Consider the following 22,023-nt stretch of genomic DNA (forward strand, 5'->3'; position numbering starts at 1 on the left):
TAAACGCTTCTGTAAAAATAACCGGATTTCGGAATTACAAGCTGTTTTTGATAAAGCGATTTTAACAGGAGTATTACTTGGGCATGGCCGACGTATCAGTCATAATTTTAACGCATAACGAGGAAAAACACATTGCCCGGTGCTTGCAGAGCCTGCATCCCTTTACTGACAAAGTATTTATTGTCGACTCGTTTTCAACCGACCGAACCGTCGAAATTGCTCGTTCGCTCGGTGCAGTTGTTGTACAGAACCCCTGGGTTAATTACGCGATGCAGTTCAACTACGGCATTGATAATACGCCGTTTAAGACGACCTGGCTGATGCGGATGGATGCGGATGAGTATGTACTACCTGAATTAGCGGCTGAAATCAATCAGCGTCTGGCGACGTTATCACATGATGTGTCGGGCATATACGTTAAGCGACGAGTTCTTTTTTTCGACAAATGGATACGGCATGGTGCTTACTATCCAATCTGGCTGCTGCGGCTATGGCGCCGTCAGCAAGGTATCTGCGAGGAAACCTGGATGGACGAACACATTAAGTTATCACAAGGTAAATCCATTCAGTTTCAGCACGATCTGGTTGATCATAATCTGAACAACCTTACTTGGTGGACACAAAAACATAACAATTATGCCATCCGGGAAGTCATTGATTTATTGAACATTAAATACAATTTCGACAAGACGCAACGAGTCGAACCTAAATTATTTGGCTCGCAGGAACAACGAGTCCGTTACCTAAAAATACAATATGCGTCATTACCTTTGTTTACCAGACCGTTTTTGTATTTTTTCTATCGGTACTTTGTTCGACTAGGGTTTCTGGATGGAAGACGAGGATTAGTTTGGCACTTTTTGCAAGGACTTTGGTACCGTTTCTTGGTAGACGCCAAAATGTTCGAAGTGTATTTTCACGCTGGACGAGACAAACAGGCAATTATCGAATTTTTCAGAACGCATTATGGCAAAGACCTCAGCCCAAACAACCGACCCTGAGAAGGCAGTCGGCCGCACGGATCTGTCGGTTTATGATATTAGTTGGTATAAGCCCGGTCCGCGCTGGAAAATCATTTTATGGTTTCTGGTAAACTCGGTTACGCTCAATACATATCTGCCTATTCCTATTGCCATCAAACGATTTATCTTGAAACTGTTTGGGGCAAAATTAGGCGTTGGCGTAGTTATCAAGCCTGCCGTCAACATCAAATACCCTTGGTTTCTGCGGGTAGGCAATCACGTCTGGATTGGCGAACAGGTATGGATTGACAATTTAAGCGAGGTTGTGATCGGCGATCATAGCTGCCTGTCTCAAGGTGCTCTTATTTTGACAGGCAACCATAATTATCGGCGATCCACTTTTGATCTAACAAGCCAACCTATTACAATTGACGACGGCGTCTGGATCGGTGCTAAAGCGGTAGTCTGCCCAGGGGTACGTTGTCATTCGCATTCGGTTTTGGCGGTTAATTCGGTAGCTACCCGTTCGCTGGAAGAATACGGAATCTATCAGGGTAACCCGGCGGTCTGGGTTCGTAAACGAGACATTGCAGCGTGAAAGTATCTATCATTACGGTTGTCTTCAACGGAGCCGAACACATCCGGGATTGCATCGAATCAGTCCTGAACCAGACATATACAGATATAGAGTATATCGTTGTAGACGGAAAATCGACAGATGGAACTGTTGACATTATTCGCTCTTATGGTACAAAAATTGCTCGATTTGTATCTGAACCGGATAAAGGGTTATATGATGCAATGAATAAAGGCATTGGCATGGCTACCGGCGACGTGATTGGCTTGCTCAATGCGGATGATTTTTACCGGCATGATCGGGTTATTGACAACATGGTTGCTACGTTTGTCCGGACAAACAGCGATGCGGTTTATGGCGACATGATTTATGTAGACCGACTTGATAGTCAAAAGCTTAAGCGTTACTGGCGTTCAGGCTGGTATCGGGACAATGCTTTTTTGTGGGGCTGGATGCCCGGCCATCTGTCGTTTTTTGCCAAACGATGGTTGTACGAAAAACACGGTCTTTTCCGACTCGACATGAAGAGTGCCGCCGATTATGAATTGATGTTACGCTTTATTCACAAAAACAAAGCCAAGCTGGCTTATATGGACGAAGTGACGATTGTTATGCGGGCGGGTGGTATTAGCAATAGCAGCCTTAAAAACAGGATTCGGGCCAATCAGGAAGACCGAATCGCCTGGGAACTGAATGGATTGACTCCTTATTTTTTCACCTTATGGCTAAAACCATTGCGCAAACTAAAACAATACATTACCAAACCCCCAGCCATACCGACAACTACGGTTAAGTAGTAGCCGTACCGTTTGATCAAATTATACTTGTGCTTTTGCGTAAAGAATAGATTTTTACGCCAACCTAAAGTACCTCTGCACTTAGTTTTGTGCAAAAAAACGCTCCACACCTTTTAACATAAATGGGCTTTGTCTGATAAACTGCTCTAATAAAGGGTCACTCGGTGGTAATTCACCTAACTAAAAAGCCTTATGAATCTCGATCTATTAATTGCTTACCTACAGAATAAGATGACCGATGAACTGTTCAAGCTCGGCTTGTATCAGTGCATTCTTTCTTTTCTGGTAGCCTGTTTTGTATCTGTCGTATCGATTCCGGTCGTCATAAAGATTTCCGAGCTTAAATCGCTCATGGAAAAACCGGGAGAACGCCGTGCACACTCCACCCCTACACCAACATTCGGTGGTATCGCTATTTATGCTGCCGTTCTGATTGCTTACTTCCTATGGCCTAGCATTGACCAGACGGATGTATACCGGACAAATTTGTCAGTGGCGGGGATGACTATCCTGTTTTTCATTGGTATTAAGGATGATCTGGTAGGGATCGATCCCAACAAAAAAATTATATTCCAGATTCTGGCGGCAATGATTCTGATTTTTTTCGGCGATCTGCGCGTCGATTACCTGTACGGAATCATGGGTTTCCACCACATCGCCGAAATTGTTGGCATCCTGTTGACGTGCTTCATTTTTATCGCGCTCACCAATGCTATTAACCTTATCGACGGTATTGATGGATTGGCGGGTGGTATTGCGACCATTGCCAGCGGCACATTTGGGGCGTGGTTTTTACTGACTAACCACTTCGCGATGGCTTGCTTAGCCTTTACACTGACCGGAGCACTGCTAGGCTTTTTGCGGTTTAACTTCTCGAAGACCAGTAAAATCTTCATGGGCAATACAGGCTCCCTGATTATCGGTTTCATGCTGGCTTTTTTCGCCGTTCGTTTTGTCAATCTAAACGCTTCTTACCGCTTCGAACCTACAGCTTTCTTCAATGCGCCCATCATCGCCATCGTTATTCTGATTGTCCCCATATTTGATACATTGCGCGTGTTTCTGGTGCGCATTCTTGCACGTCGCTCACCGTTCTCCGCCGACCGCAACCACATGCACCATATCTTACTGGATAATGGCCTTTCTCACGCTCAGGCTACGGCTGTACTTTGCGGAGCATCACTGGCAAACACCCTGCTGTTTTTTCTGCTACACCGCAATATCACAAATACCCAATCCCTGCTGATTTTAGGAGGTTTGTTTGGGGTTTATATGATTGCAAGCTTTTCGCTGAAGATGCGAGCTATGTACGTATCAACCCACCCACGTCGTCGCCGGGCGGTTTTACGTCGGGAGCTGCAAAGTGGCATCATTGGCCGTCGTATCGTAGACTACCTATAGCCCCTAACGGCGGCTTAGTTTTTCTCATTTACTTAGATTATGGAAAAGCAGGACTGTACTACACCAGTCCTGCTTTTTCGTTTCGTTTAACCGAGGTTAGAAACAAGTTACGCTGGCGTAAACGGGATTTTAAGAAGGTCTCTTTTGCTAGGCTAGCCGGTTTTGACAAATAACAGAGCCCACATCAACTTTTAGATAGCTGATTTTGTTATCCTCACAAGTCAGATACTGTTTCATCTGTTATCTTTGCGGCTTCATTTGGCCGTCACGTTCTATTTCTATTATGTTATCGATCAGCAATTTACAAGCCTTTATTGGCGACAAACAAATACTAAAAGGTCTCGACCTGCAAGTTAATGCCGGTGAAGTCCACGCAATTATGGGTCCAAACGGGGCTGGTAAGAGCACGTTGGCATCCGTTCTGGCAGGTCGTGAGGACTACGAAGTAACGGGCGGTAGTGTGTTGTTTGATGGCAAAGATCTCCTGGAGATGTCCCCTGAAGATCGGGCGGCAGAAGGAATTTTCTTGGCGTTTCAGTATCCGGTCGAAATTCCGGGTGTGAGTACGACCAACTTTCTGAAAACAGCCATGAACGAGATTCGCAAATATCGGGGGCAGGAGCCACTCGATGCGGTGCAGTTCCTGAAGTTGATGAAAGAGAAGATGAAACTCGTCAACATCGACCAGTCGCTCCTGAGCCGATCGCTAAACGAAGGCTTTTCGGGAGGAGAAAAAAAGCGGAACGAAATTTTCCAAATGGCCATGCTCGAACCTAAGCTGGCTATTCTGGATGAGACGGATTCGGGATTGGATATCGACGCATTGCGGATTGTAGCTGATGGGGTCAACAAACTTCGTTCGCCGGAACGGGCTACTATCGTTGTTACCCACTACCAGCGCTTACTGGACTACATTGTTCCAGACTATGTGCACGTATTGTACAAAGGCCGCATCGTTAAGTCGGGACCTAAAGAACTGGCTCTTGAGCTGGAAGAAAAAGGGTACGACTGGATCAAAGCCGAAGCAATATAGTCCTCATCAAGCAGTAACGAGTCGGCAGTTAGCCTAACCTATTTACTGCTTGCCGTTAACTGCCAACCGAATATGAATCCTTCTTACGCATCATATAACGAATTTAAAAACCAGCTCCTGGCCGCTTTTCGAACCAACGAAGAGCGCATGAACGGAGAAAGTAAAACCCCGTTGCACCAGCTTCGCCGGGCGGCTTTAAACCAGTTCGATCTGTTGGGCTTTCCGACCATTCGACACGAAGAATGGAAGTATTCCAACGTTAGTGGGTTGTTCAAGGAAGCTTTTGACCTCGAAAGTCCGACTACGCTCACTACAGAAGACCTAGTCCCACTGGAGATACCCAATCTGGATGGTAATATTCTGTACTTTGTCAATGGTCGCTATCAACCCGAACTTTCGCGGATTATCAGCCCCTCAGAACAAGTACAGATTTCAAGTTTTGCAGAAGCGACAAAAGCAAATCCTGATCTGGTAGGTTCGCATTTCGCTCGTTATGCCGACTATCAGGACAACGCATTCACGGCTCTCAATACGGCTTTGGCCAGCGATGGTGTCGTGATTCACGTACCTGCCAACAAGACGGTTGAGCAACCTATCATTTTACGCTTTGTCACGGATGCCCGACAGCAGAATATCGCGTCTCAACCACGTAACCTCATCATCGTCGGTGAGAACGCAGAGGTAACCGTAGCAGAATCGTACAGAACGCTTGGCGATCGTTCCAGCTTTGTCAATGTCGTGACGGAGATTGCGCTGGACCGTGAAGCGCGGATGCAGTATTACAAAGTCCAGGACGAGAGTGAGAAAGCTTACCACATCGGTACAACACAGGTAAGCCAGACCGACAGTAGTCATTTTTATTCGGCTACCGTCACGCTTAACGGCAACTTCATCCGTAACAATCTCAATATTGTTCTCAACGGTCAGCACGCCGAAGCATTTATGTACGGCCTTTACATGCCGAACGGGCGTCAGCATATCGACAACCACACGCTTGTTGACCACGCTATGCCTAATTCGTACAGCAGTGAGTTGTACAAAGGCATTCTTGACGACAATAGTACGGGGGTCTTTAACGGCAAGATTTACGTACGGCCCGATGCCCAGAAAACCAATGCCTACCAATCGTGTAAAAACGTGGTGTTGTCTTTGGGAGCGTCCATGAACACCAAACCGCAGCTGGAAATTTTTGCCGACGACGTGAAGTGCTCTCACGGCACGACGACGGGTCAGCTTAACGACGAAGCGCTGTTTTATATGCGGTCGCGGGGTATTCCAAAAGACGAAGCAAGAACGTTACTTCTTTACGCCTTCTCGCAGGATGTACTAAGCCAGATCAAGATTCAACCTATTCGGGAATACCTGGAACGGGTTGTAACAGAAAAGCTAACTAAGTAAGCGGAGCACAAATTTTTTGCAGAAAGCCGGGTAATCGTCAACGATGCCCGGCTTTTTCTATGGAAGCTGGTTTTCTTTTTTTACGCTTCATTGACGGCAGCCTGTTGCTTTCCAGCGATTCATTTAAAAAACTTACAGACTATGGACGCAAATTAATTCCAGCTTATTTTAGCGTATCTTTTCCGAACGATGAGAACACTCTTATTTATTTCTTGCTGGCTTTTCATCAATACGTTTACGCTTGGTCAAAGCATACGCTTCACATTCGAGGGAGATTCAACCACACTGCCATTCGTTCGGGATAGTCTGCGAGGAATTTCCGGACTTGAAATAATACCCGCTACTGGTGATTGGCATTTTGTCAGCGATAGAGGCTGGCACTTTACGTTCACATCCATCCATAAAATCGGAGACTTAAGTGACGGTGCCCGTGTTAAGGCTGCTCAGAAAACCCCATTTTGGTTTGAAAGCATCCGCTACAACGCCCAGGACAGCACTTATTTCTGGACGGACGAGCATGAATTTGTAACTTCGCTTCATTACGGAAAAACAATCGGTAATGACGATTGCAAATTACTGATAAAGATCCCTCTTCCTGGTTCGAACAAAGGACTTGAAGGAATAGCATTGACACCTTCCGGCACTCTTTGGGTAGCCCCTGAAGCAGGTTGGGAAGGCCAAACGCAACTAAATCAGGACACGATCAGCTTTATCCGGTATGCGGACCCACAGGTTGCTGATCCCATTGCCGAGCGGTACAAATACAGAATTGATCGTTGCCCGTTCGCGCAGGGAGAAGAGCGGTTAGGCGGTATTTCGGAAATACTCGCTGTTGATGATCAGCGTTTACTAGTATTAGAACGCTGCTATGATGCCGCACAAAAACGTGTAACAGCTAAATTGTACCTGGCTACCTTGGACACAACGGCCAAAACGTTACAGAAACAGCTGGCTTTCGATTTCAATACTCAGTTTCCCGGAATCGTTTGTAACTTGGAGGCAATGGCTTGGGCGGATGCTCAGAAACAAACACTTGTTTTGGTTGCAGATGATAATTTTCGTCGGCAAGGAACATTGCGAAATCAGATTATCCTACTTCAACGGCGCTGAAAGTAACTAGGTCACCTGGTAAGGAGTATTTAGATCATTTATACGTGATCGTTATTTCGCTTACGACTTGGTATAAATGGCATTGCTGCCAACTTATCAAATAGGATAAAACTAATATTTAACTTAACAATATAATATATGATCGCTACAACCGCGTTAAAAGATAATGCAACTCTAATTTTTAACAAAAGTTTTATAAGCATAAATAAGCATCACATTAAATAAATAGGCATAGTAAATTTCTAATTAGGTATTACTAGCTTTCCTTTTATTATTTATAAAATCGTTATAATTATATAGTTACCTAAACAGCTTTATTTTAAACTAATAAATACCGTAGCAGCTTGATTAGGACTTAAAATGTAAACTTGATTTAATTCCTAAATTACTCAGATAGACCTTATTGTCTTTGACTGGAATTGCCCCCTCTTTATCTTCGAGTGATTTATAAGGCAGGTAACTAACAAATTGTTGGCAAAACTTGCTCTCCACCGTGCTTCACTTTTCTTAGAAATAGCCAGTTGTCCACTACGCTGGTGACCAGTAAGTATTACTACTGGTTAATTGTACATTTTATCAGTTTCATCGGAGCTTGTAAATGTATTTCACAGGGCTACTTTGTCCAAAAACGGTTTCTATTACCAATTGTAAATAAGTCTGAGTGGTTTTCTGAAGCGCTTAGGCTAAGTCAGAAGTACCACACCAGGGGATCAATGATGCATAACGTGACAAGGAAAAAAGAAAATTTCTGTGTAATCGCATGGGTAGGTTTAATAACAATTGTTCTTTTGGGGGGTTCTCTAGGAGGCTGTACGTCGGCTAAGAAATTAGTCTACTTTCAGGAAACGACCACCCGCGACGATACGGTGACAATACCGGAACCATTTATTCCTACCATTAAGAAAGGCGATTTGCTGTCGGTTCAGGTTAGTAGCCTCAATCCCGAAGCATCAACCTATTTTAATCCTTCAGCCATGGCTGAAGCTAGCGTAGTCCCTAACACGACCAATCAGCTAACGAGGGCGTCTGGTTATTTAGTTGGCCAAGATGGTACCATAAAACTACCTCTGATCGGCCAATTGACAGTAGTCGACCTTACGACCGCCAAAGCTGGTGAGTTAATCAGCAGTCGGCTTAAGTCTTACCTGAAAGAACCAACTGTCAACGTACGAAATCTTAATTTCAGAATCTCGGTACTTGGTGAAGTAGCACGGCCATCGCTCTTTACGATCCCCAGCGAGCAGATCACATTACCTGAAGCGCTGGGCTTAGCAGGTGATCTAACGATTTACGGCCGCCGTGATAACGTCTTGATCATTCGGGAGCAGGGCAATCAGCGCGTTTTTGCCCGCATTGACCTGACCCGACGCGACGCCTTTCGGTCGCCTTATTACACGCTGCACCCCAACGATGTGGTTTATATTGAGCCAGCTAAGGTGCGTGTTACCAGCGTAGACAGAGCCTATCAACTTGCCCCAATCATAACGGGGATTTTATCAATTATTGCCATCATAGCAACCCGCCCTTAACGAAACCACCACAACCCCTGAACGTTACTTTTAATTGATATGGCATCCAAATCGGCACATTCGTACGCTAATTATCAGGTAGTCGAGTCGCAGGAGTCCCCCCTGCGTACCTACTTACTACCTTACTTCCGACACTGGCCGTGGTTCGTGCTGTCGCTAGCCCTGGCACTGGCAGGTGCTTATGCGTACCTGCTTTACAAGCAGCCTATTTACCGTATCCAGGCTAGTCTTATGCTTCAAGACGAAAAGCGGGGTACAGTAGATAATACGCCACTGAAAGAACTGGAAACGTACTCGCCCAAAAAGGCAGTTGAAAATGAACTGGAAGTAATCCATTCGTCAATGCTTATGGATCGGGTGGTGACAAACCTGCATCTGGATACCCGCTACTACCGAAAAGCGTCTTTCGGCAAACGGGAGATTTACGGCGATTCGCCAATTTGGTTACTCGTTGAATCAGGCAAACCCGAGCTCTACAAGAAGATGCTTGAGGTGTCTTTTCCGTCTAGCCAGTCTATTCAGATCAACAACCAGACTTACCCGCTAAACCAACGCATCCAGACACCGCTGGGCACTATGCGCGTTATGACCCGCAAGCCGATAAGCGCCGAAACGGCACCGATGCTGGTGCAGGTCATGCCACAAGCTGCGGCTGTTGGCTTGTACCTGGGTAATCTGAAGGCAGAACCAACGAGCAAAACATCTGCGGTTATTCATCTTACGCTCGAAGATCCCGTACCTCAGAAAGGGGAAGCCATTCTGAATAGCCTTATCAATGAATATAACCAGGCGGCCATTGCCGATAAAAGCAAAGTAACTGCTAATACGCTCAAGTTCATCGAGAACCGACTGAATATGGTGTCGAGCGAGCTGTCCTCGGTTGAGAGAAACGTAGAGCAGTATAAGTCTACACTGGGCATTACTGATCTTAGCTCACAAGCGCAGACAATGTTGCAAACCGCTCAACAGAACGACGCGCAGCTCAATCAGGTGACCATTCAATTGGCGGCACTCAACGATCTACAGGAGTTTGTCAACGATAAGTCTGATAAACGGGGTAGTACCCCCGCAACGGTTGGTTTGAATGATCCGGCCCTCTTGGGTCAGATCGACAAGCTGTCTCAGCTGGAGCTTAAGCGTAAGGAACTGATCCAAACAACGTCGGAGGAAAACCCAAACCTCCAGATTATTGACAACCAGATCAAGGATACGAAGAACAACATTGAGCATAACATCAAGACCATGAAGTCTATGCTCAGCCGTTCGCAACAGCAGTACGTCGCTCAAAACCAGAATCTGGAAAGTGTTATCCGGAAGATTCCAAAGCAAGAGCGTACCCTGATGGATATTACCCGTCAGCAAACCATCAAAAATAATCTGTACACGTACCTGTTGCAGAAGCGCGAAGAAATGGCGGTCACGTTTGCGGCTACAATATCGGATAGCCGTACTATTGATGCCGCCAAGAGTAGCATCAGCCCAGTTAAGCCAGTAGGTATTGTTATCTACGCCCTGTTTGGGTTAGTCGGTCTGCTGGTACCAACGGCAGCTATCGCCGGTAAACGTGCCATGAATACGCGGGTGATGCGTCGGGGCGATGTCGAGGAAGTTACGCAGGTACCCATCATGGGAGAGGTAATGAGCAAGAAGCACCGTGACGTGTTAGTGGTAGCACCAAACAATCGGTCGGTTATTGCCGAACAGATTCGGGCGATCCGTACGAACCTCAACATCGATAAACATGATTCGGAGGAAAGTCAGGTGATGCTGTTCACGTCCAGCATCAGTGGTGAAGGAAAATCCTTTCTGTCACTGAATCTAGGCGCCAGTCTCGCTTTGTTACGCCAGCCGACCGTCATTTTAGAAATGGACATGCGGATGCCTCGTCTGCACCAGTCATTCAACATTGACAACTCGATTGGGTTGAGCAACTACCTGAACGGAGAAGCGACTATAGGAGAAATCCTGAAACCCATTCCAGGTTATCCTAACTACTTCCTTATTCCGAGTGGTCCTCTACCACCAGATCCATCGGAACTATTGAGTGGTCCGGCCATTAAGCAATTATTGCAGTCGTTACGCCAACAGTTCCGCTATGTCATCATGGATGCTCCGCCAGTCGGCGTAGTGACTGACGCCCAAATCGTTGCTCCGTATGCCGATAGCACACTGTTCGTTATTCGTCATGGCGTAACGCCCTTACAAAGTTTGAAAATGCTGAATACGCTTTACCGCGAACAGCGCTTCCAAAACATGAGTATCATTCTGAATGCGGTAGGTGGTAGCGACGCAAGCGCATACCATTTTAATCATGGTTACAAAAATAGCTACTCGTACAAGTAGCCCGCGATCCTGATTCTAACCGAGCGTTTGGCCTTTCAAAAAGCTGAACCAGCGCCTTCGGGCGAACCCTATTAAACAACAGGCTAATCCAACACTGTGAACATAACTAGTAATTCATATGCAGGCTTCTACCAATGGCAAAACAATCGACCTGTATCTAGACTACGACGTTCAAACGCGTCCAAATACCAGCAGAATGATCAGTGGAATTAAAAAGCGGGTATTCGACATAACAGTAGCTAGCTTGGTATCAGTGGCTATTCTTAGTTGGCTAATACCGCTTATAGCTATACTCATCAAGATGAACTCGCGGGGTCCTGCCTTTTTCATACAACCGCGAACGGGAAGAAGTGGGCGTGTCTTCCCGTGTCTGAAGTTTCGGACAATGCGGTATGAACCCGGTGCAGACTTTAAACAAGCTAGATTCGGCGATGATCGGGTAACGCGTATCGGCAAAATACTACGCAAGACGAATCTTGATGAAATGCCTCAGTTTCTGAATGTACTGGCAGGGCACATGAGCGTAGTAGGACCACGCCCCCACCCGCTTCCACTAGATGCCAAGCACTGGGATAGTTTACCTGGCTACCGCGAGCGCTACGCTGTGCGTCCTGGTATTACGGGCCTTGCGCAGGCACGGGGAGCGCGCGGTGAAACCGACGAACTGTACAAGATGAAGATCCGGGTCCGGTACGATCACCTGTACATCCATAAGCAATCAACCCGTTTGGATGCGCGAATTTGCTGGTGGACAGTAAAGTCAGCCATCAATGGTAATAAGAACGCTTGGTAATCCATTTGTAGACCTCAATACCAGTTATCAATTCTATGGCTAAAGTTCTACAAGTAGATCTCTATGATGCCGGGCTGGATTCAGCCGTAAGTGAAATGGTTCAGCAGTGCGATCCGGCATTGCCTCGTTCTAATTACTGCGTCAGTGCCACAGGCGCTCATGGTTTAGTCACCGCTTTTAAAGAGCCCGACTTCAAAGCCGTTCTGGATTCGTTCTACTGGAATCTGCCTGATGGTATGCCTGGCGTCTGGGTTGGAAAACTCAAAGGAGCACAACAGATGACCCGTTGCTACGGCCCTGACGTATTCCGGTATGTGTTTGCAAATAGTGCTAATAAACCAGTTAAACACTTTTTGTGCGGGGGTAAAGAAGGTGTAGCCGATGAACTAAAGGCAGCTGTTGCCAAAAAGTTTGGTAACTCACAGGTAGTAGGAACCTTCTGTCCTCCATTCCGTGAGATGTCGGACGATGAGTTTAAGGCCCTGGCCGAAACCATTAATAGCTCAGGGGCAAACATTGTGTGGATTGGCCTGAGCACCCCAAAGCAGGAACGATTTGCCCGACGGCTGGCCCAATGGACAAAGGTTAATTTCATCGTAACGGTTGGTGCTGCCTTTGATTTTCATACCGACCGGGTAGCGCAGGCACCAAGCTGGATGCAGCGCCTTTCGTTGGAATGGTTGTTTAGACTCATGGCAGAACCAAAGCGGCTGTACAAGAGGTATTTAGAAATTGTTCCGCTTTTCATTTTGCTCAATATTAAAGAAGTTTTCTCACCCGTTAAATAGTACACAATTATGAAAAAAGCGCTCGTCTGTGGTGCCGGTGGCTTCATTGGGGGTCACTTAGTAAATCGACTCAAATCGGAAGGTTACTGGGTTCGCGGTGTCGATATCAAAGAGAACGAATACGACAACAACAACTCGGATGAGTTCGTCATTGGTGACCTTCGGGATCCGCTCGTAGCCAGCAAAGTCGTTACGGCTGATCTTGACGAAATATACCAGTTGGCTGCTGATATGGGAGGTGCTGGCTTCGTCTTCACTGGTACGAATGATGCTGCCATCATGCACAACTCGGTTCTTTGCAATCTGAACATTCTGGAAGCGGCAAAAGACAAAGGTGTTCGGCGTATCTTCTACTCGTCGTCGGCTTGCATGTACCCTGAGTACAACCAAATGGACCCCAATAACCCAAAATGCTCGGAAGAGTCAGCTTATCCAGCGGCTCCTGACAGCGAGTATGGTTGGGAAAAACTATTCTCGGAACGCCTGTTCCTTGCTTACCAAAAGAACCACGGTATCGAAGCCCGTATCGCTCGCTTCCACAATATCTTTGGTCCACAAGGTACCTGGGATGGCGGTCGTGAAAAAGCACCTGCGGCAGTATGTCGGAAGGTAGCGATGGCCGAAGATGGCGGTTCAATCGAAATCTGGGGTGATGGTCAGCAGACTCGTTCGTTCCTGATCGTTGATGAATGTGTTGATGGTATCCGTCGGTTGATGAATTCGGATTTCTCGGGTCCGGTTAACCTGGGTTCAGAAGAAATGATCTCGCTGAACGACTTCGCGAAAATGGTGATTGACATTTCAGGCAAAAACCTGACAATCAATAATATTCCGGGTCCACTTGGTGTTAGAGGCCGTAATTCTGACAACCACTTGATTCAGGAAAAACTAGGTTGGGCTCCATCGACTCCACTTCGCAAGGGTGTTGAGAAAACCTACGACTGGATTACGGAACAAGTTCAGAAAAAAGTGCTTGTCCCGGTTGAAGCGTAATGGAACGTATCACTGCTACACTAACCAATCTTGAGCGTGAGGTAACAGCTCATGCTCAAGGGGTTAAGCAGGTTTTTCTGCGCAACAACGATACTCCGTCCAACATAACGCAGGTTGCTTACGGGCACTTTGCCCCGACGGATTATTGTGATTTACATTCGCACCAAACGATGGAGGAATGCTTTTTCTTCCTGAATGGTACAGGCGTCTACTTTGTTGGTGATCAAGCGATTCCTTTGCATCATGGTGTGTTCGTCAGAATTCCAGCGGGAGTTCTACATCGTCTGGAAGCCACCGGCGACGCCCCTTTGGAATACGTGTATTTTGGCGTGGCAACAGAATAACTTGCAATTGAGGTATTATGCTTAGTAAAGAGGTGTCAGATAACGATTCGACGGATGTGAACGCAGCTGTTGCTACACCAGTAGCTGAAAAACAACCCGTTTTATCGAGACCCATCTTGAAGCGGTTTGCGATCAACGTAGCATCGCTGTTCAGCGTTCAGGTAGCAAACATGTTATTACCTCTGCTTACCGTACCGTACGTTGTGCGGATCATTGGACCAGAACGATTAGGCTTACTCAATTTCTCACAAGCCTATGTAGCCTATTTTACATTACTGATCAATTACGGTTTTGAAACGGCATCCCTGCGATCTATCGCGGCCAACCGATCCGATAAAGCACATGTCAACCGGATCTTCAGTGAAGTGATTGCGGGTAAAGCCGTACTGTGGGTGTTGTCAACGTTGATTTTCGGCACGCTTTCTTACTTCGTTGCTGAATTTAGGGAACACCTTGTACTTCACATCTGTACGTATCTGATGTGTATAGGCACTGTTCTTTTTCCCGTCTGGCTTTATCAGGCGATGGAAGATTTGGGGAGAGTAGCTATTTTTAATCTGGTCGTCAAAGTAATCTTCTCCTTATCGGTATTTCTGCTGATCAGAAAACCCGAAGATTATATTTACCAGAATCTGTCCATTAGTATCGCTCAGATCGTGGTCAGTGTCATTGCGTTTAAAGTAGCGCTCAGCCGGTTCAACTTAACGTTTACCTGGCCAACGTTACAGCAGTTTGTAAATCGGTTTCGCGAAGACAGTACGTTGTTCTTTTCGTCTGTCATGATCACGTTGTATGCTGGCTCAACTGTCTTTTTACTGGGGCTGCTTAGCAATCCGTATGATGTGGGTATTTTTTCGGCCGGTACACGACTCGAAACGCTTTCCCGCTCATTTGTTTCGATGGCGCTCAACCAAGCGTTTTTTCCGATTGTGGCTAGTGCATTTGGGACAGGTCGCGAAGAAGGGCTGCGTATTGTACGAACAACGTTTTTTCCGCTGGCACTTTTGATGATCCTGATGTCCGCAGGGCTCTGGATAGTGGCTCCCTGGTTTATTGATCTACTGTATGGCAGCAAATTTCACGATGCCATTCTGGTCTTACGCATTGTATCACTGTTACCAATTATGATTGGTATCAGTAATCTTCTGGGTCTGCACACCATGTTGAATCTGCGCATGGACAAAGCGTTTTTCCGCATTACAGCCATTGGATCTGTAGTGGGATTAGCGTTGAATACGATGTTGATTGACAGAATGGGCTATGTCGGAGCAGCGTATGCCTGGGTAGCCGCCGAAGCCTACATTACGCTGTCAATGTACATTTACTTACGTAACAAAGGAGTTGAAGTTATAAATCTATCATACCTAAAAGAAGCCGTGACCTTCAGCAAAACTCGATTAACAACGCTATTTAAATAGTTCTGATGGAAACTGTTGCAGCAGTAGTAGTCACGTATAACAGGCTTGAGGATTTGAAGAAATGCATTACAAGTTTGCGCCAACAGACTTGTAAGCTAAGTGAGATCGTCGTGGTTAACAATGGCAGCACAGATGGAACGGACAACTGGTTAGCTGAGCAGTCGGAGTTAACGGTGGTAACCCAGGCCAATTTAGGCGGGGCGGGCGGTTTTGCAACGGGCATCGACACAGTACACAAGGCTGGCTTCGACTGGTTTTGGTGTATGGACGATGATTGTCTGGCGGCTCCAACAGCGCTCGCGCAACTAATGGCATCACCCGCCATGGGTCCTTGCATAAAAAATTCGGTGTCGGTCAGCACGACGGATCACAGCGAACTAGCCTTTCACGTAGATCGACCCAATCAGTCGTACCGAAAAGTAGCCGACATGACTCAATTCGATCTGGTGTACGGAGTAGCTTCCTTTTTTAATGGAACGCTCATCAACGCCAAGGTTGTCGAGAAAATTGGGTTACCTGATCGGAAACTGTTTATTTGGGGTGATGAAGTAGAATACATGACGCGGGCCGAAAAAATGGGGTTTCCTGTTGTAACGGTTCCAAGTTCGGTATTCTATCATCCTCCCTCCTTCGACCGCAATGGCATTCCCTGGCCGGGTGCCTGGAAGCAGTATTATGCGGTACGCAACCAGCGTCGGATCCTTCAAAACATCCACGGTGGTAAGTTTGGTTGGCTTTTGTTTATCCACTGGTCGCTAAGAGCCCTGACGGAACAAATGATTGCTAAACGCAAAAATCGGGTTTATAACTTTCTTCTGTACGGAGAAGCAACCATTGATAGTTTGTTCAACTATTTTGGTAAAAAGCCGAATCACATTTTAACCGTGCGCTTGTACCGGCTGCTGAATAAATAGTCCCGCAGCCAATACTATTTACTTTGTCTACAATTGATTAACATGGAAACTGTTGCAGCCGTCGTAGTAACCTTCAACCGGCTTACCGATTTAAAACGTTGCATTGGCAGTTTGCGGAAGCAGTCGTACCCATTGAGTAGCATCATTGTCTTTGATAATGGTAGTACGGATGGTACAGCGGACTGGCTATCTGAGCAAACCGACGTATGCACGATTATTAATAAGGTCAATCTGGGAGGAGCTGGCGGATTTCATCATGCCCTCAAATATGGCTATGAGGAGAAATCCGATTGGTTCTGGATTATGGACGACGATTGCTGCCCGGAAGAAAAGTGTCTGGAGAAGCTACTCGCTATTCCTGATAAAGAGAAATACGCAGGGCTGGCTCCAACGGTTTACGAAGACGGTAAAGTACCCGTATCCCACCGGGCTAACCTAACCTATAGCCCAAACCTTGCCACGATACAAAGCCCATTGGAATACGGTGTTTCCGAAGAAGCCATCTCCGAAATAGATTACGCGTCTTTTGTTGGTTTGCTGCTCCCCTATCGTTCTGTATCGGCCATCGGCTTACCCCGCCCCGAGTTTTTTATTCATTACGACGACGTAGAGTATAGCCTGCGGCTGAAACGGAAAGTTGGTAAAATTGCCTTATTGCACTCCGCTCGGATTGATCACTATCAGGCGGCTAAACCATCCGTTACAACGTACCCGATTGACAAGTTGTGGATTCGTTTTTACGGCATTCGGAATAGTGTCTGGCTGAAACGCGAACCCTGGTCCGATCTAAAGCCAATCCATAAAGCCCGACTGACGGGTAGTTTCATCAAGACCTTATCAGCGCAGTTGCTCAACGTCATTCTGCACGATGACCATAAAGTAAAGCGAATCAAGTTCTATACAGCCGCTTATCTGGATGGCTGGTTTGGCGTGTTTGATAACGAAAAACCCAGAGTTATTTTAGGACAAAAATGAACGTGCTTATCGTAACAGTACTGGCCTCACATTCACCTTCGGGCGTTGTTACGTATTACAACACCCTGGCGCAGGATTTAAGAAACCAGGGCGTACAGGTTAGTATTGTTGACGCGTCGGATACTCCATTTCTCTGGCGCAAAGTGCTGGCGGTATTATTCAGGATCATGCCGTTGTTTGGCAATGCTGGTCGTGCTTTGTACTACGAGTTCGCTCAGTTTACGGGCATGTACATGGCTATTCGTAGCAAGAAAATAGACAAGCCTGATCTGATTCACGCACAGGATGCGAAGTCGGGAGCCGCTGCGCATCTGGCTTTGCGCGAAAAGGTACCGGTTGTTATGACGTGTCATTTTAACGACGATCCAGCCAGTGAGATCATCCAGAAGTATAAGCTCAAAACCGGGCTTGCAGCACGATTCGTCAAGTGGTACACGTATTTATTTTCGCACATCAAGAGTTACGTGTTTGTTTCGAATTATGCGTACAGCAAGTCCAAACACCTGCTGCCTGCCGACGCGAACAGAATCATCTTGTACAACACCGTTAGTATTAAGGCAGTCCCTAGTGCAAAAGATCTTTCTACAGCCAATAAGCTGATCATCAGCAACGTTGGTTATATTGATGAACGTAAGAATCAGAAATTGTTGATTCAGATTGGCGACGAGCTGCGCAAGCGGGGAATCAGTGATTTTGTCATTTGGTTAATCGGCGATGGTCCTAAACGGGCCGAGTACGAACAACTGGTCGAAAAGCTTGATCTGAGTAAACAGGTCAAATTTTATGGTCAGCAGCAGACCCCCTGGCAGTTGGTGGCCCAAACTGATCTGTACGTGCATACAGCGCTGAATGATAACTGCCCGTACTCGATTATTGAGGCTTTTGCGGTCAAAACGCCCGTACTGGCTTTGCCCGTTGGTGGCATTCCGGAAATGCTGCCGGATCACTTTGGGCTTTTACAAGGAACCGATGTAAAAGCACTAGCGGACGAAATAGCTACATATTTCAGCCCTGAAAAACGGACACAACTCGTGAATGCTCAGTCAGCTTACGCGGGTAACAATTTTGATCACTACAAGACGTTGGCCAAGTTGATTTCATTTTATAACCAAACCGGACAAGCAGCATGAATATCTGGATTGCTCGAATCGCTTTGTTCACCATGCTGTTTGGGCTGAGTGCGTCGACTTACGCTGGTAATCACGGTAGTGCCCTGTTGAATGCGCTTACAAATCTGTCACCGCTCATCGCCATGGCAATTTTTGTACGCTACTACTTCGAATTGCCTGGCTTTTATAAAGTAATGGCCTGGGTTCTCGTCCTGAGCGTAATTTTGCTGGTGCTGGAATCAAAGTACGAATACGACCAGTTTGTGTACTCCTACTTTGTCATTAAGCGTTTTGCTTACTGCGGAGTAGCCCTATGCTGTTATTATCTTGCCAGTAGAGCAGGTCTGTTGAAAATAGAATACGCCGTTTATCTGATTTTTGGCTTTTTCTTTTTCAACCAGCTTTTGTTAGGCCAAATTTTCAGCTACAACCTGACGTCTGAAAGCCGGACAACATTATCGCCGGATGCGCTTTATCTGGTCATACCCTTTATTTACTACCTGGTACTCTACTTAAGAGAGCGTCGATTAAGGCAACTCATGGCGTCATTGTTTACGCTGTTCATTATCATCTTCTTGCTGCACCGAACGGTTATCTCGGCAGCTGTAGTGGCGGCTTCGGTAATTGTCGGTATATCGTTTCTGGGAAAGGTTACAATCAACCCGCTGCCCGTTTGGCGGACCCTTATCCTGTTCACCATCATGCTGGCCATTTCGTTGCCATTTACCGATCTGTTGCCCGAATCCAAAGTGACTTCGTTCATGGAGAATATCAACGGTATATTCGATCCAAAAGAAGATAACACGGGTAGCTGGCGCGTGGAGCAGAGTACGTACTATCTGAGTCAGGTGCCGGAGAAGCCGATTTTTGGCTGGCGCTACGAAGGATACGACCGGGGCGAAATCATGGAGAACGAAGACTTTCCGGACAAAGGAACGATCATTCACTCTCAGTACGTAGATATGCTTTATAACTACGGAGCCTTTGGCCTCGCCATCAATCTGATATTGATGTTAAGCGCCATCATAGCTTTGTACTTTTCCCGTCGTGTGCTGACCGTAGATCAACTCGTACTCTTTGGCTTTCTTGTCAGTGGGGTCGTATATGGAATCTCGTATCAGGAACCTGTTTACTTCTGGGGTTTCGTTGGCGTCAGCATGTTTTACGGTCTCCACCCTCCGCTTGATTCTCCCGAACATGAAGAAGTAGCGATAGAGGATGAGGACATTGATGAGTATGATTCTCCGAAAACGATAGCCATCTAGACTGGCTCAATTTATACAACCATGGTTAGTATTGTCATTCCTGTTCATAACCGTAAAGCGTACACGCGTGAGTGTCTGTCGTGTTTGCACACCCAGACCTACCGCAATTTTCAGATCATTGTGGTCGACGACGGTTCTACGGATGGAACCGATGAAATGATTTACCACGAGTTTCCGAACGTAGTAGTTCTGAAAGGTGATGGAAATCTGTGGTGGGCCGAAGCAACGAACTGGGGGATCCGTTATGCGCTCGAACATCTGGATAAGACGCAGGAAAATTTTGTGCTTACCCTGAACGACGACACACGGGTCAATAACGATTATTTGCAAACACTGCTCGACGCCTACAAGCAACACAAACCTTGTTTGATCGGCTCCGTCAGCGTGGATAGTAACAATCCGGATAAGCTTGAGTTTGCGGGTACGTACATGGAATTGTACACGGCCAGCGGACGGCATCTGGCAGAAGATTATCAGTACAGCTATCCAGAATTAATTAGCAAAAAGACCTACGTTGAATCGCATTCGCTACCGGGCCGGGGTACGCTGATTCCGATGGAAGTCTTTGATAAGATCGGCTTATTCGATTCGAAAAATTACATCCACTACATGGCCGATATCGAGTTTTCGCTTCGGGCACGTAAAGCGGGTTACCACCTTATTGTCAACGCAAAAAGCATTGTCTACGAATTCGTAGCGGCAACGGGTATTCAGGTGGAAAAGGGCGTGACTCTCAAGCAGTTTATCAACGGCTTCACCTCTGTCAAGTCAATGACCAATCTGACCGTTCGCTATAATTTTGCCATTGCGCATTCTAAAACGAAGCTACTTTACTTTTTCTTCGACGTAGGCCGGATTTGCGCTGGTTTTTTACTGCGAAAAATCAGATTGATGAAAGCTTAATTGGCAATTAGCCTCTGTTGGCTAATCGCTGCTATATCCAATTTAGTGGTATGAAGAAAGTTCTGCTATCTGCCTACGCCTGCATTCCTAACTGGGGTTCCGAAGAAGGAACAGGCTGGACGTACGCAACGACCTTAAGTCTGAATAATATGGAGGTGCACTGTCTAACCAAAAAAGACGGTAAAGCTTCTATTGAATCGATTCAGGCCAATGGTTTTTTCCCGAATCTGACGGTTCATTATGTGCTTGTACCCGACTGGGTGGACAAGTTCTGTAATTCAAATCTGATCGGGATGTACTTCCATTACATTTACTGGCAGTGGACGGCTTACAAACTGGCAAAGAAGCTGGACCAAAGCCACAAGTTTGATTTGGTCCATCACGTAACCTACGGTAGTATTCAGTTGGGTAGCTTTATGTACAAGCTGCGCAAACCGTTTGTGTTCGGCCCTGTCGGGGGCGGGCAACGGGCTCCTAAAGCTTTCAAGCGTTATTTTGGTCAGTACTGGTCCCGCGAATGGATGCGCGACTGGGTCGGCAAAGTGCTTGAATACACGAATCCAGGGTTTTACAAATCCGTAAAATCAGCGGATCAAGTCATTGTGACAAATATGGACACGTTTGCGCTAGCCCGTCGTCTGCGTCCAGACCGCCCCATCGAACGCATCTGGGACGCGGGGTTAGCCAGCACCTTTATTCCATCGCAGGCGATTGAGCGTAATCCAGATTTCAATCAGCCCTTAAAGTTGCTTTGGGTAGGTCGTATGCTTCCCCGAAAAGCATTGGAACTTACCATTCAGGCACTTGGTAAAGTGAACCCAGCTATTCCCGTTAGTCTGACGATTGTGGGCGGAAAAGGCGAAATGGCCGAGTATGTCCCGCAGTATATCAAGCAATACGGCGTTGAAAATCGGGTGAACTGGGCGGGCCACGTGACGTTTCAGGAGGTGAAAGAATTCTACGAGCAGTCAGACGTTTTTTTCTTCACCAGCCTGCGCGATTCATGTCCCCATCAGTTACTCGAAGCGATGGCTTATTCCTTACCAGTAATTACGCTGAAGCTTCACGGACAAGCCGAACTGGTTGACGACACAACAGGTATTCGAGTTGCAATAACTACCGAAGAGCAGGTAGTAGCCGAATTAGCGGCAGCGGTCGAGTGGATGTACAACCACCCCACCGAACGGCTATCTATGGGCCGTGCTGGTTACGCCTTTGCCCAAACTCAACTGTGGGATAAAAAAATAAGACGTTTCATTGACGATCTGTATCCGGCGATGCTAGCCTCGAGTCAACATGGCAAACCTGTTCAAACAGCCGACGCAGCGCCCCTTGTCAGTTCTGAAATTCCTAACACCAATAGTAAATAAA

General features: G+C 46.6%; 20 protein-coding genes. All 20 read left to right on the forward strand.

The window, feature by feature from the left end; genetic code table 11:
• The first annotated feature begins 83 nt into the window (after positions 1-83).
• Positions 84-1,001, forward strand: a complete 918-nt coding sequence (locus LQ777_RS18995) for a glycosyltransferase family 2 protein (RefSeq protein WP_232559516.1) — start codon at positions 84-86, stop codon at positions 999-1,001.
• Positions 967-1,560 (forward strand): WcaF family extracellular polysaccharide biosynthesis acetyltransferase, encoded by a 594-nt coding sequence (locus tag LQ777_RS19000; protein ID WP_232559517.1) that lies wholly within the window; start codon positions 967-969, stop codon positions 1,558-1,560. Before LQ777_RS18995 ends, LQ777_RS19000 begins: the two co-directional genes overlap by 35 nt.
• Entirely contained in the window at positions 1,557-2,336 is a 780-nt protein-coding gene (locus LQ777_RS19005) for a glycosyltransferase family 2 protein (RefSeq protein WP_232559518.1), read from the forward strand. Before LQ777_RS19000 ends, LQ777_RS19005 begins: the two co-directional genes overlap by 4 nt.
• A 192-nt stretch (positions 2,337-2,528) precedes the next feature.
• Positions 2,529-3,737 (forward strand): MraY family glycosyltransferase, encoded by a 1,209-nt coding sequence (locus LQ777_RS19010; RefSeq protein WP_232559519.1) that lies wholly within the window; start codon positions 2,529-2,531, stop codon positions 3,735-3,737.
• Positions 3,738-4,020: 283 nt separating this feature from the next.
• Positions 4,021-4,770, forward strand: a complete 750-nt coding sequence (sufC, locus tag LQ777_RS19015; protein WP_232559520.1) for a Fe-S cluster assembly ATPase SufC — start codon at positions 4,021-4,023, stop codon at positions 4,768-4,770.
• Between the two features lie 72 nt (positions 4,771-4,842).
• The gene (gene sufD / locus LQ777_RS19020; RefSeq protein ID WP_232559521.1) at positions 4,843-6,168 is read left to right on the forward strand and encodes a Fe-S cluster assembly protein SufD; all 1,326 of its coding nucleotides are present in this window, start codon (positions 4,843-4,845) and stop codon (positions 6,166-6,168) included.
• Positions 6,169-6,357: 189 nt separating this feature from the next.
• Complete coding sequence (locus tag LQ777_RS19025; protein ID WP_232559522.1) at positions 6,358-7,278, forward strand: esterase-like activity of phytase family protein; 921 nt, start codon at positions 6,358-6,360, stop codon at positions 7,276-7,278.
• A 788-nt stretch (positions 7,279-8,066) separates the two neighbouring features.
• Positions 8,067-8,807: a polysaccharide biosynthesis/export family protein gene (locus LQ777_RS19030; protein WP_232559523.1), complete on the forward strand. Its 741-nt coding sequence runs from the start codon at positions 8,067-8,069 to the stop codon at positions 8,805-8,807.
• A 39-nt stretch (positions 8,808-8,846) separates the two neighbouring features.
• Positions 8,847-11,150 (forward strand): GumC family protein, encoded by a 2,304-nt coding sequence (locus LQ777_RS19035; RefSeq protein ID WP_232559524.1) that lies wholly within the window; start codon positions 8,847-8,849, stop codon positions 11,148-11,150.
• Positions 11,151-11,346: 196 nt separating this feature from the next.
• Entirely contained in the window at positions 11,347-11,943 is a 597-nt protein-coding gene (locus tag LQ777_RS19040) for a sugar transferase (protein ID WP_232562874.1), read from the forward strand.
• A 35-nt stretch (positions 11,944-11,978) separates the two neighbouring features.
• Positions 11,979-12,731 carry a WecB/TagA/CpsF family glycosyltransferase gene (locus LQ777_RS19045; protein WP_232559525.1) on the forward strand — a complete coding sequence of 251 codons (753 nt, stop codon included), beginning with the start codon at positions 11,979-11,981 and terminating at the stop codon, positions 12,729-12,731.
• A gap of 9 nt (positions 12,732-12,740) precedes the next feature.
• Positions 12,741-13,724, forward strand: a complete 984-nt coding sequence (locus LQ777_RS19050; RefSeq protein ID WP_232559526.1) for an NAD-dependent epimerase/dehydratase family protein — start codon at positions 12,741-12,743, stop codon at positions 13,722-13,724.
• Complete coding sequence (locus tag LQ777_RS19055; RefSeq protein WP_232559527.1) at positions 13,724-14,068, forward strand: cupin domain-containing protein; 345 nt, start codon at positions 13,724-13,726, stop codon at positions 14,066-14,068. Before LQ777_RS19050 ends, LQ777_RS19055 begins: the two co-directional genes overlap by 1 nt.
• Before the next feature lie 17 nt (positions 14,069-14,085).
• The gene (locus tag LQ777_RS19060; RefSeq protein ID WP_232559528.1) at positions 14,086-15,486 is read left to right on the forward strand and encodes a flippase; all 1,401 of its coding nucleotides are present in this window, start codon (positions 14,086-14,088) and stop codon (positions 15,484-15,486) included.
• Between the two features lie 74 nt (positions 15,487-15,560).
• Positions 15,561-16,400 (forward strand): glycosyltransferase, encoded by an 840-nt coding sequence (locus LQ777_RS19065; protein WP_232559529.1) that lies wholly within the window; start codon positions 15,561-15,563, stop codon positions 16,398-16,400.
• A gap of 42 nt (positions 16,401-16,442) precedes the next feature.
• Positions 16,443-17,375: a glycosyltransferase family 2 protein gene (locus LQ777_RS19070; protein ID WP_232559530.1), complete on the forward strand. Its 933-nt coding sequence runs from the start codon at positions 16,443-16,445 to the stop codon at positions 17,373-17,375.
• Positions 17,372-18,505, forward strand: coding sequence for a glycosyltransferase family 4 protein (locus LQ777_RS19075; protein ID WP_232559531.1), 1,134 nt, complete (start codon positions 17,372-17,374; stop codon positions 18,503-18,505). Before LQ777_RS19070 ends, LQ777_RS19075 begins: the two co-directional genes overlap by 4 nt.
• A complete protein-coding gene (locus LQ777_RS19080) occupies positions 18,502-19,749 on the forward strand; it encodes an O-antigen ligase family protein (protein WP_232559532.1) in 1,248 nt (415 codons plus the stop codon). Before LQ777_RS19075 ends, LQ777_RS19080 begins: the two co-directional genes overlap by 4 nt.
• 21 nt (positions 19,750-19,770) lie before the next feature.
• Positions 19,771-20,652 (forward strand): glycosyltransferase family 2 protein, encoded by an 882-nt coding sequence (locus LQ777_RS19085; protein ID WP_232559533.1) that lies wholly within the window; start codon positions 19,771-19,773, stop codon positions 20,650-20,652.
• Positions 20,653-20,702: 50 nt separating this feature from the next.
• Positions 20,703-22,022: a glycosyltransferase family 4 protein gene (locus LQ777_RS19090; protein WP_232559534.1), complete on the forward strand. Its 1,320-nt coding sequence runs from the start codon at positions 20,703-20,705 to the stop codon at positions 22,020-22,022.
• Position 22,023: the final 1 nt, after the last annotated feature.

This window comes from Spirosoma oryzicola (genome assembly GCF_021233055.1).
Classification (GTDB): domain Bacteria; phylum Bacteroidota; class Bacteroidia; order Cytophagales; family Spirosomataceae; genus Spirosoma; species Spirosoma oryzicola.

Excerpts from the sequence above, each read along its gene's own strand:
- LQ777_RS19080 (WP_232559532.1), top strand. The coding sequence starts at position 18,502 with ATGAATATCTGGATTGCTCGAATCGCTTTGTTCACCATGCTGTTTGGG.
- LQ777_RS18995 (WP_232559516.1), top strand. The coding sequence starts at position 84 with ATGGCCGACGTATCAGTCATAATTTTAACGCATAACGAGGAAAAACAC.
- LQ777_RS19045 (WP_232559525.1), top strand. The coding sequence starts at position 11,979 with ATGGCTAAAGTTCTACAAGTAGATCTCTATGATGCCGGGCTGGATTCA.
- LQ777_RS19090 (WP_232559534.1), top strand. The coding sequence starts at position 20,703 with ATGAAGAAAGTTCTGCTATCTGCCTACGCCTGCATTCCTAACTGGGGT.
- LQ777_RS19055 (WP_232559527.1), top strand. The coding sequence starts at position 13,724 with ATGGAACGTATCACTGCTACACTAACCAATCTTGAGCGTGAGGTAACA.
- LQ777_RS19075 (WP_232559531.1), top strand. The coding sequence starts at position 17,372 with ATGAACGTGCTTATCGTAACAGTACTGGCCTCACATTCACCTTCGGGC.
- LQ777_RS19035 (WP_232559524.1), top strand. The coding sequence starts at position 8,847 with ATGGCATCCAAATCGGCACATTCGTACGCTAATTATCAGGTAGTCGAG.
- LQ777_RS19085 (WP_232559533.1), top strand. The coding sequence starts at position 19,771 with ATGGTTAGTATTGTCATTCCTGTTCATAACCGTAAAGCGTACACGCGT.
- LQ777_RS19050 (WP_232559526.1), top strand. The coding sequence starts at position 12,741 with ATGAAAAAAGCGCTCGTCTGTGGTGCCGGTGGCTTCATTGGGGGTCAC.
- LQ777_RS19070 (WP_232559530.1), top strand. The coding sequence starts at position 16,443 with ATGGAAACTGTTGCAGCCGTCGTAGTAACCTTCAACCGGCTTACCGAT.
- LQ777_RS19000 (WP_232559517.1), top strand. The coding sequence starts at position 967 with ATGGCAAAGACCTCAGCCCAAACAACCGACCCTGAGAAGGCAGTCGGC.
- LQ777_RS19025 (WP_232559522.1), top strand. The coding sequence starts at position 6,358 with ATGAGAACACTCTTATTTATTTCTTGCTGGCTTTTCATCAATACGTTT.
- LQ777_RS19010 (WP_232559519.1), top strand. The coding sequence starts at position 2,529 with ATGAATCTCGATCTATTAATTGCTTACCTACAGAATAAGATGACCGAT.
- sufC (WP_232559520.1), top strand. The coding sequence starts at position 4,021 with ATGTTATCGATCAGCAATTTACAAGCCTTTATTGGCGACAAACAAATA.
- sufD (WP_232559521.1), top strand. The coding sequence starts at position 4,843 with ATGAATCCTTCTTACGCATCATATAACGAATTTAAAAACCAGCTCCTG.
- LQ777_RS19060 (WP_232559528.1), top strand. The coding sequence starts at position 14,086 with ATGCTTAGTAAAGAGGTGTCAGATAACGATTCGACGGATGTGAACGCA.
- LQ777_RS19040 (WP_232562874.1), top strand. The coding sequence starts at position 11,347 with ATGATCAGTGGAATTAAAAAGCGGGTATTCGACATAACAGTAGCTAGC.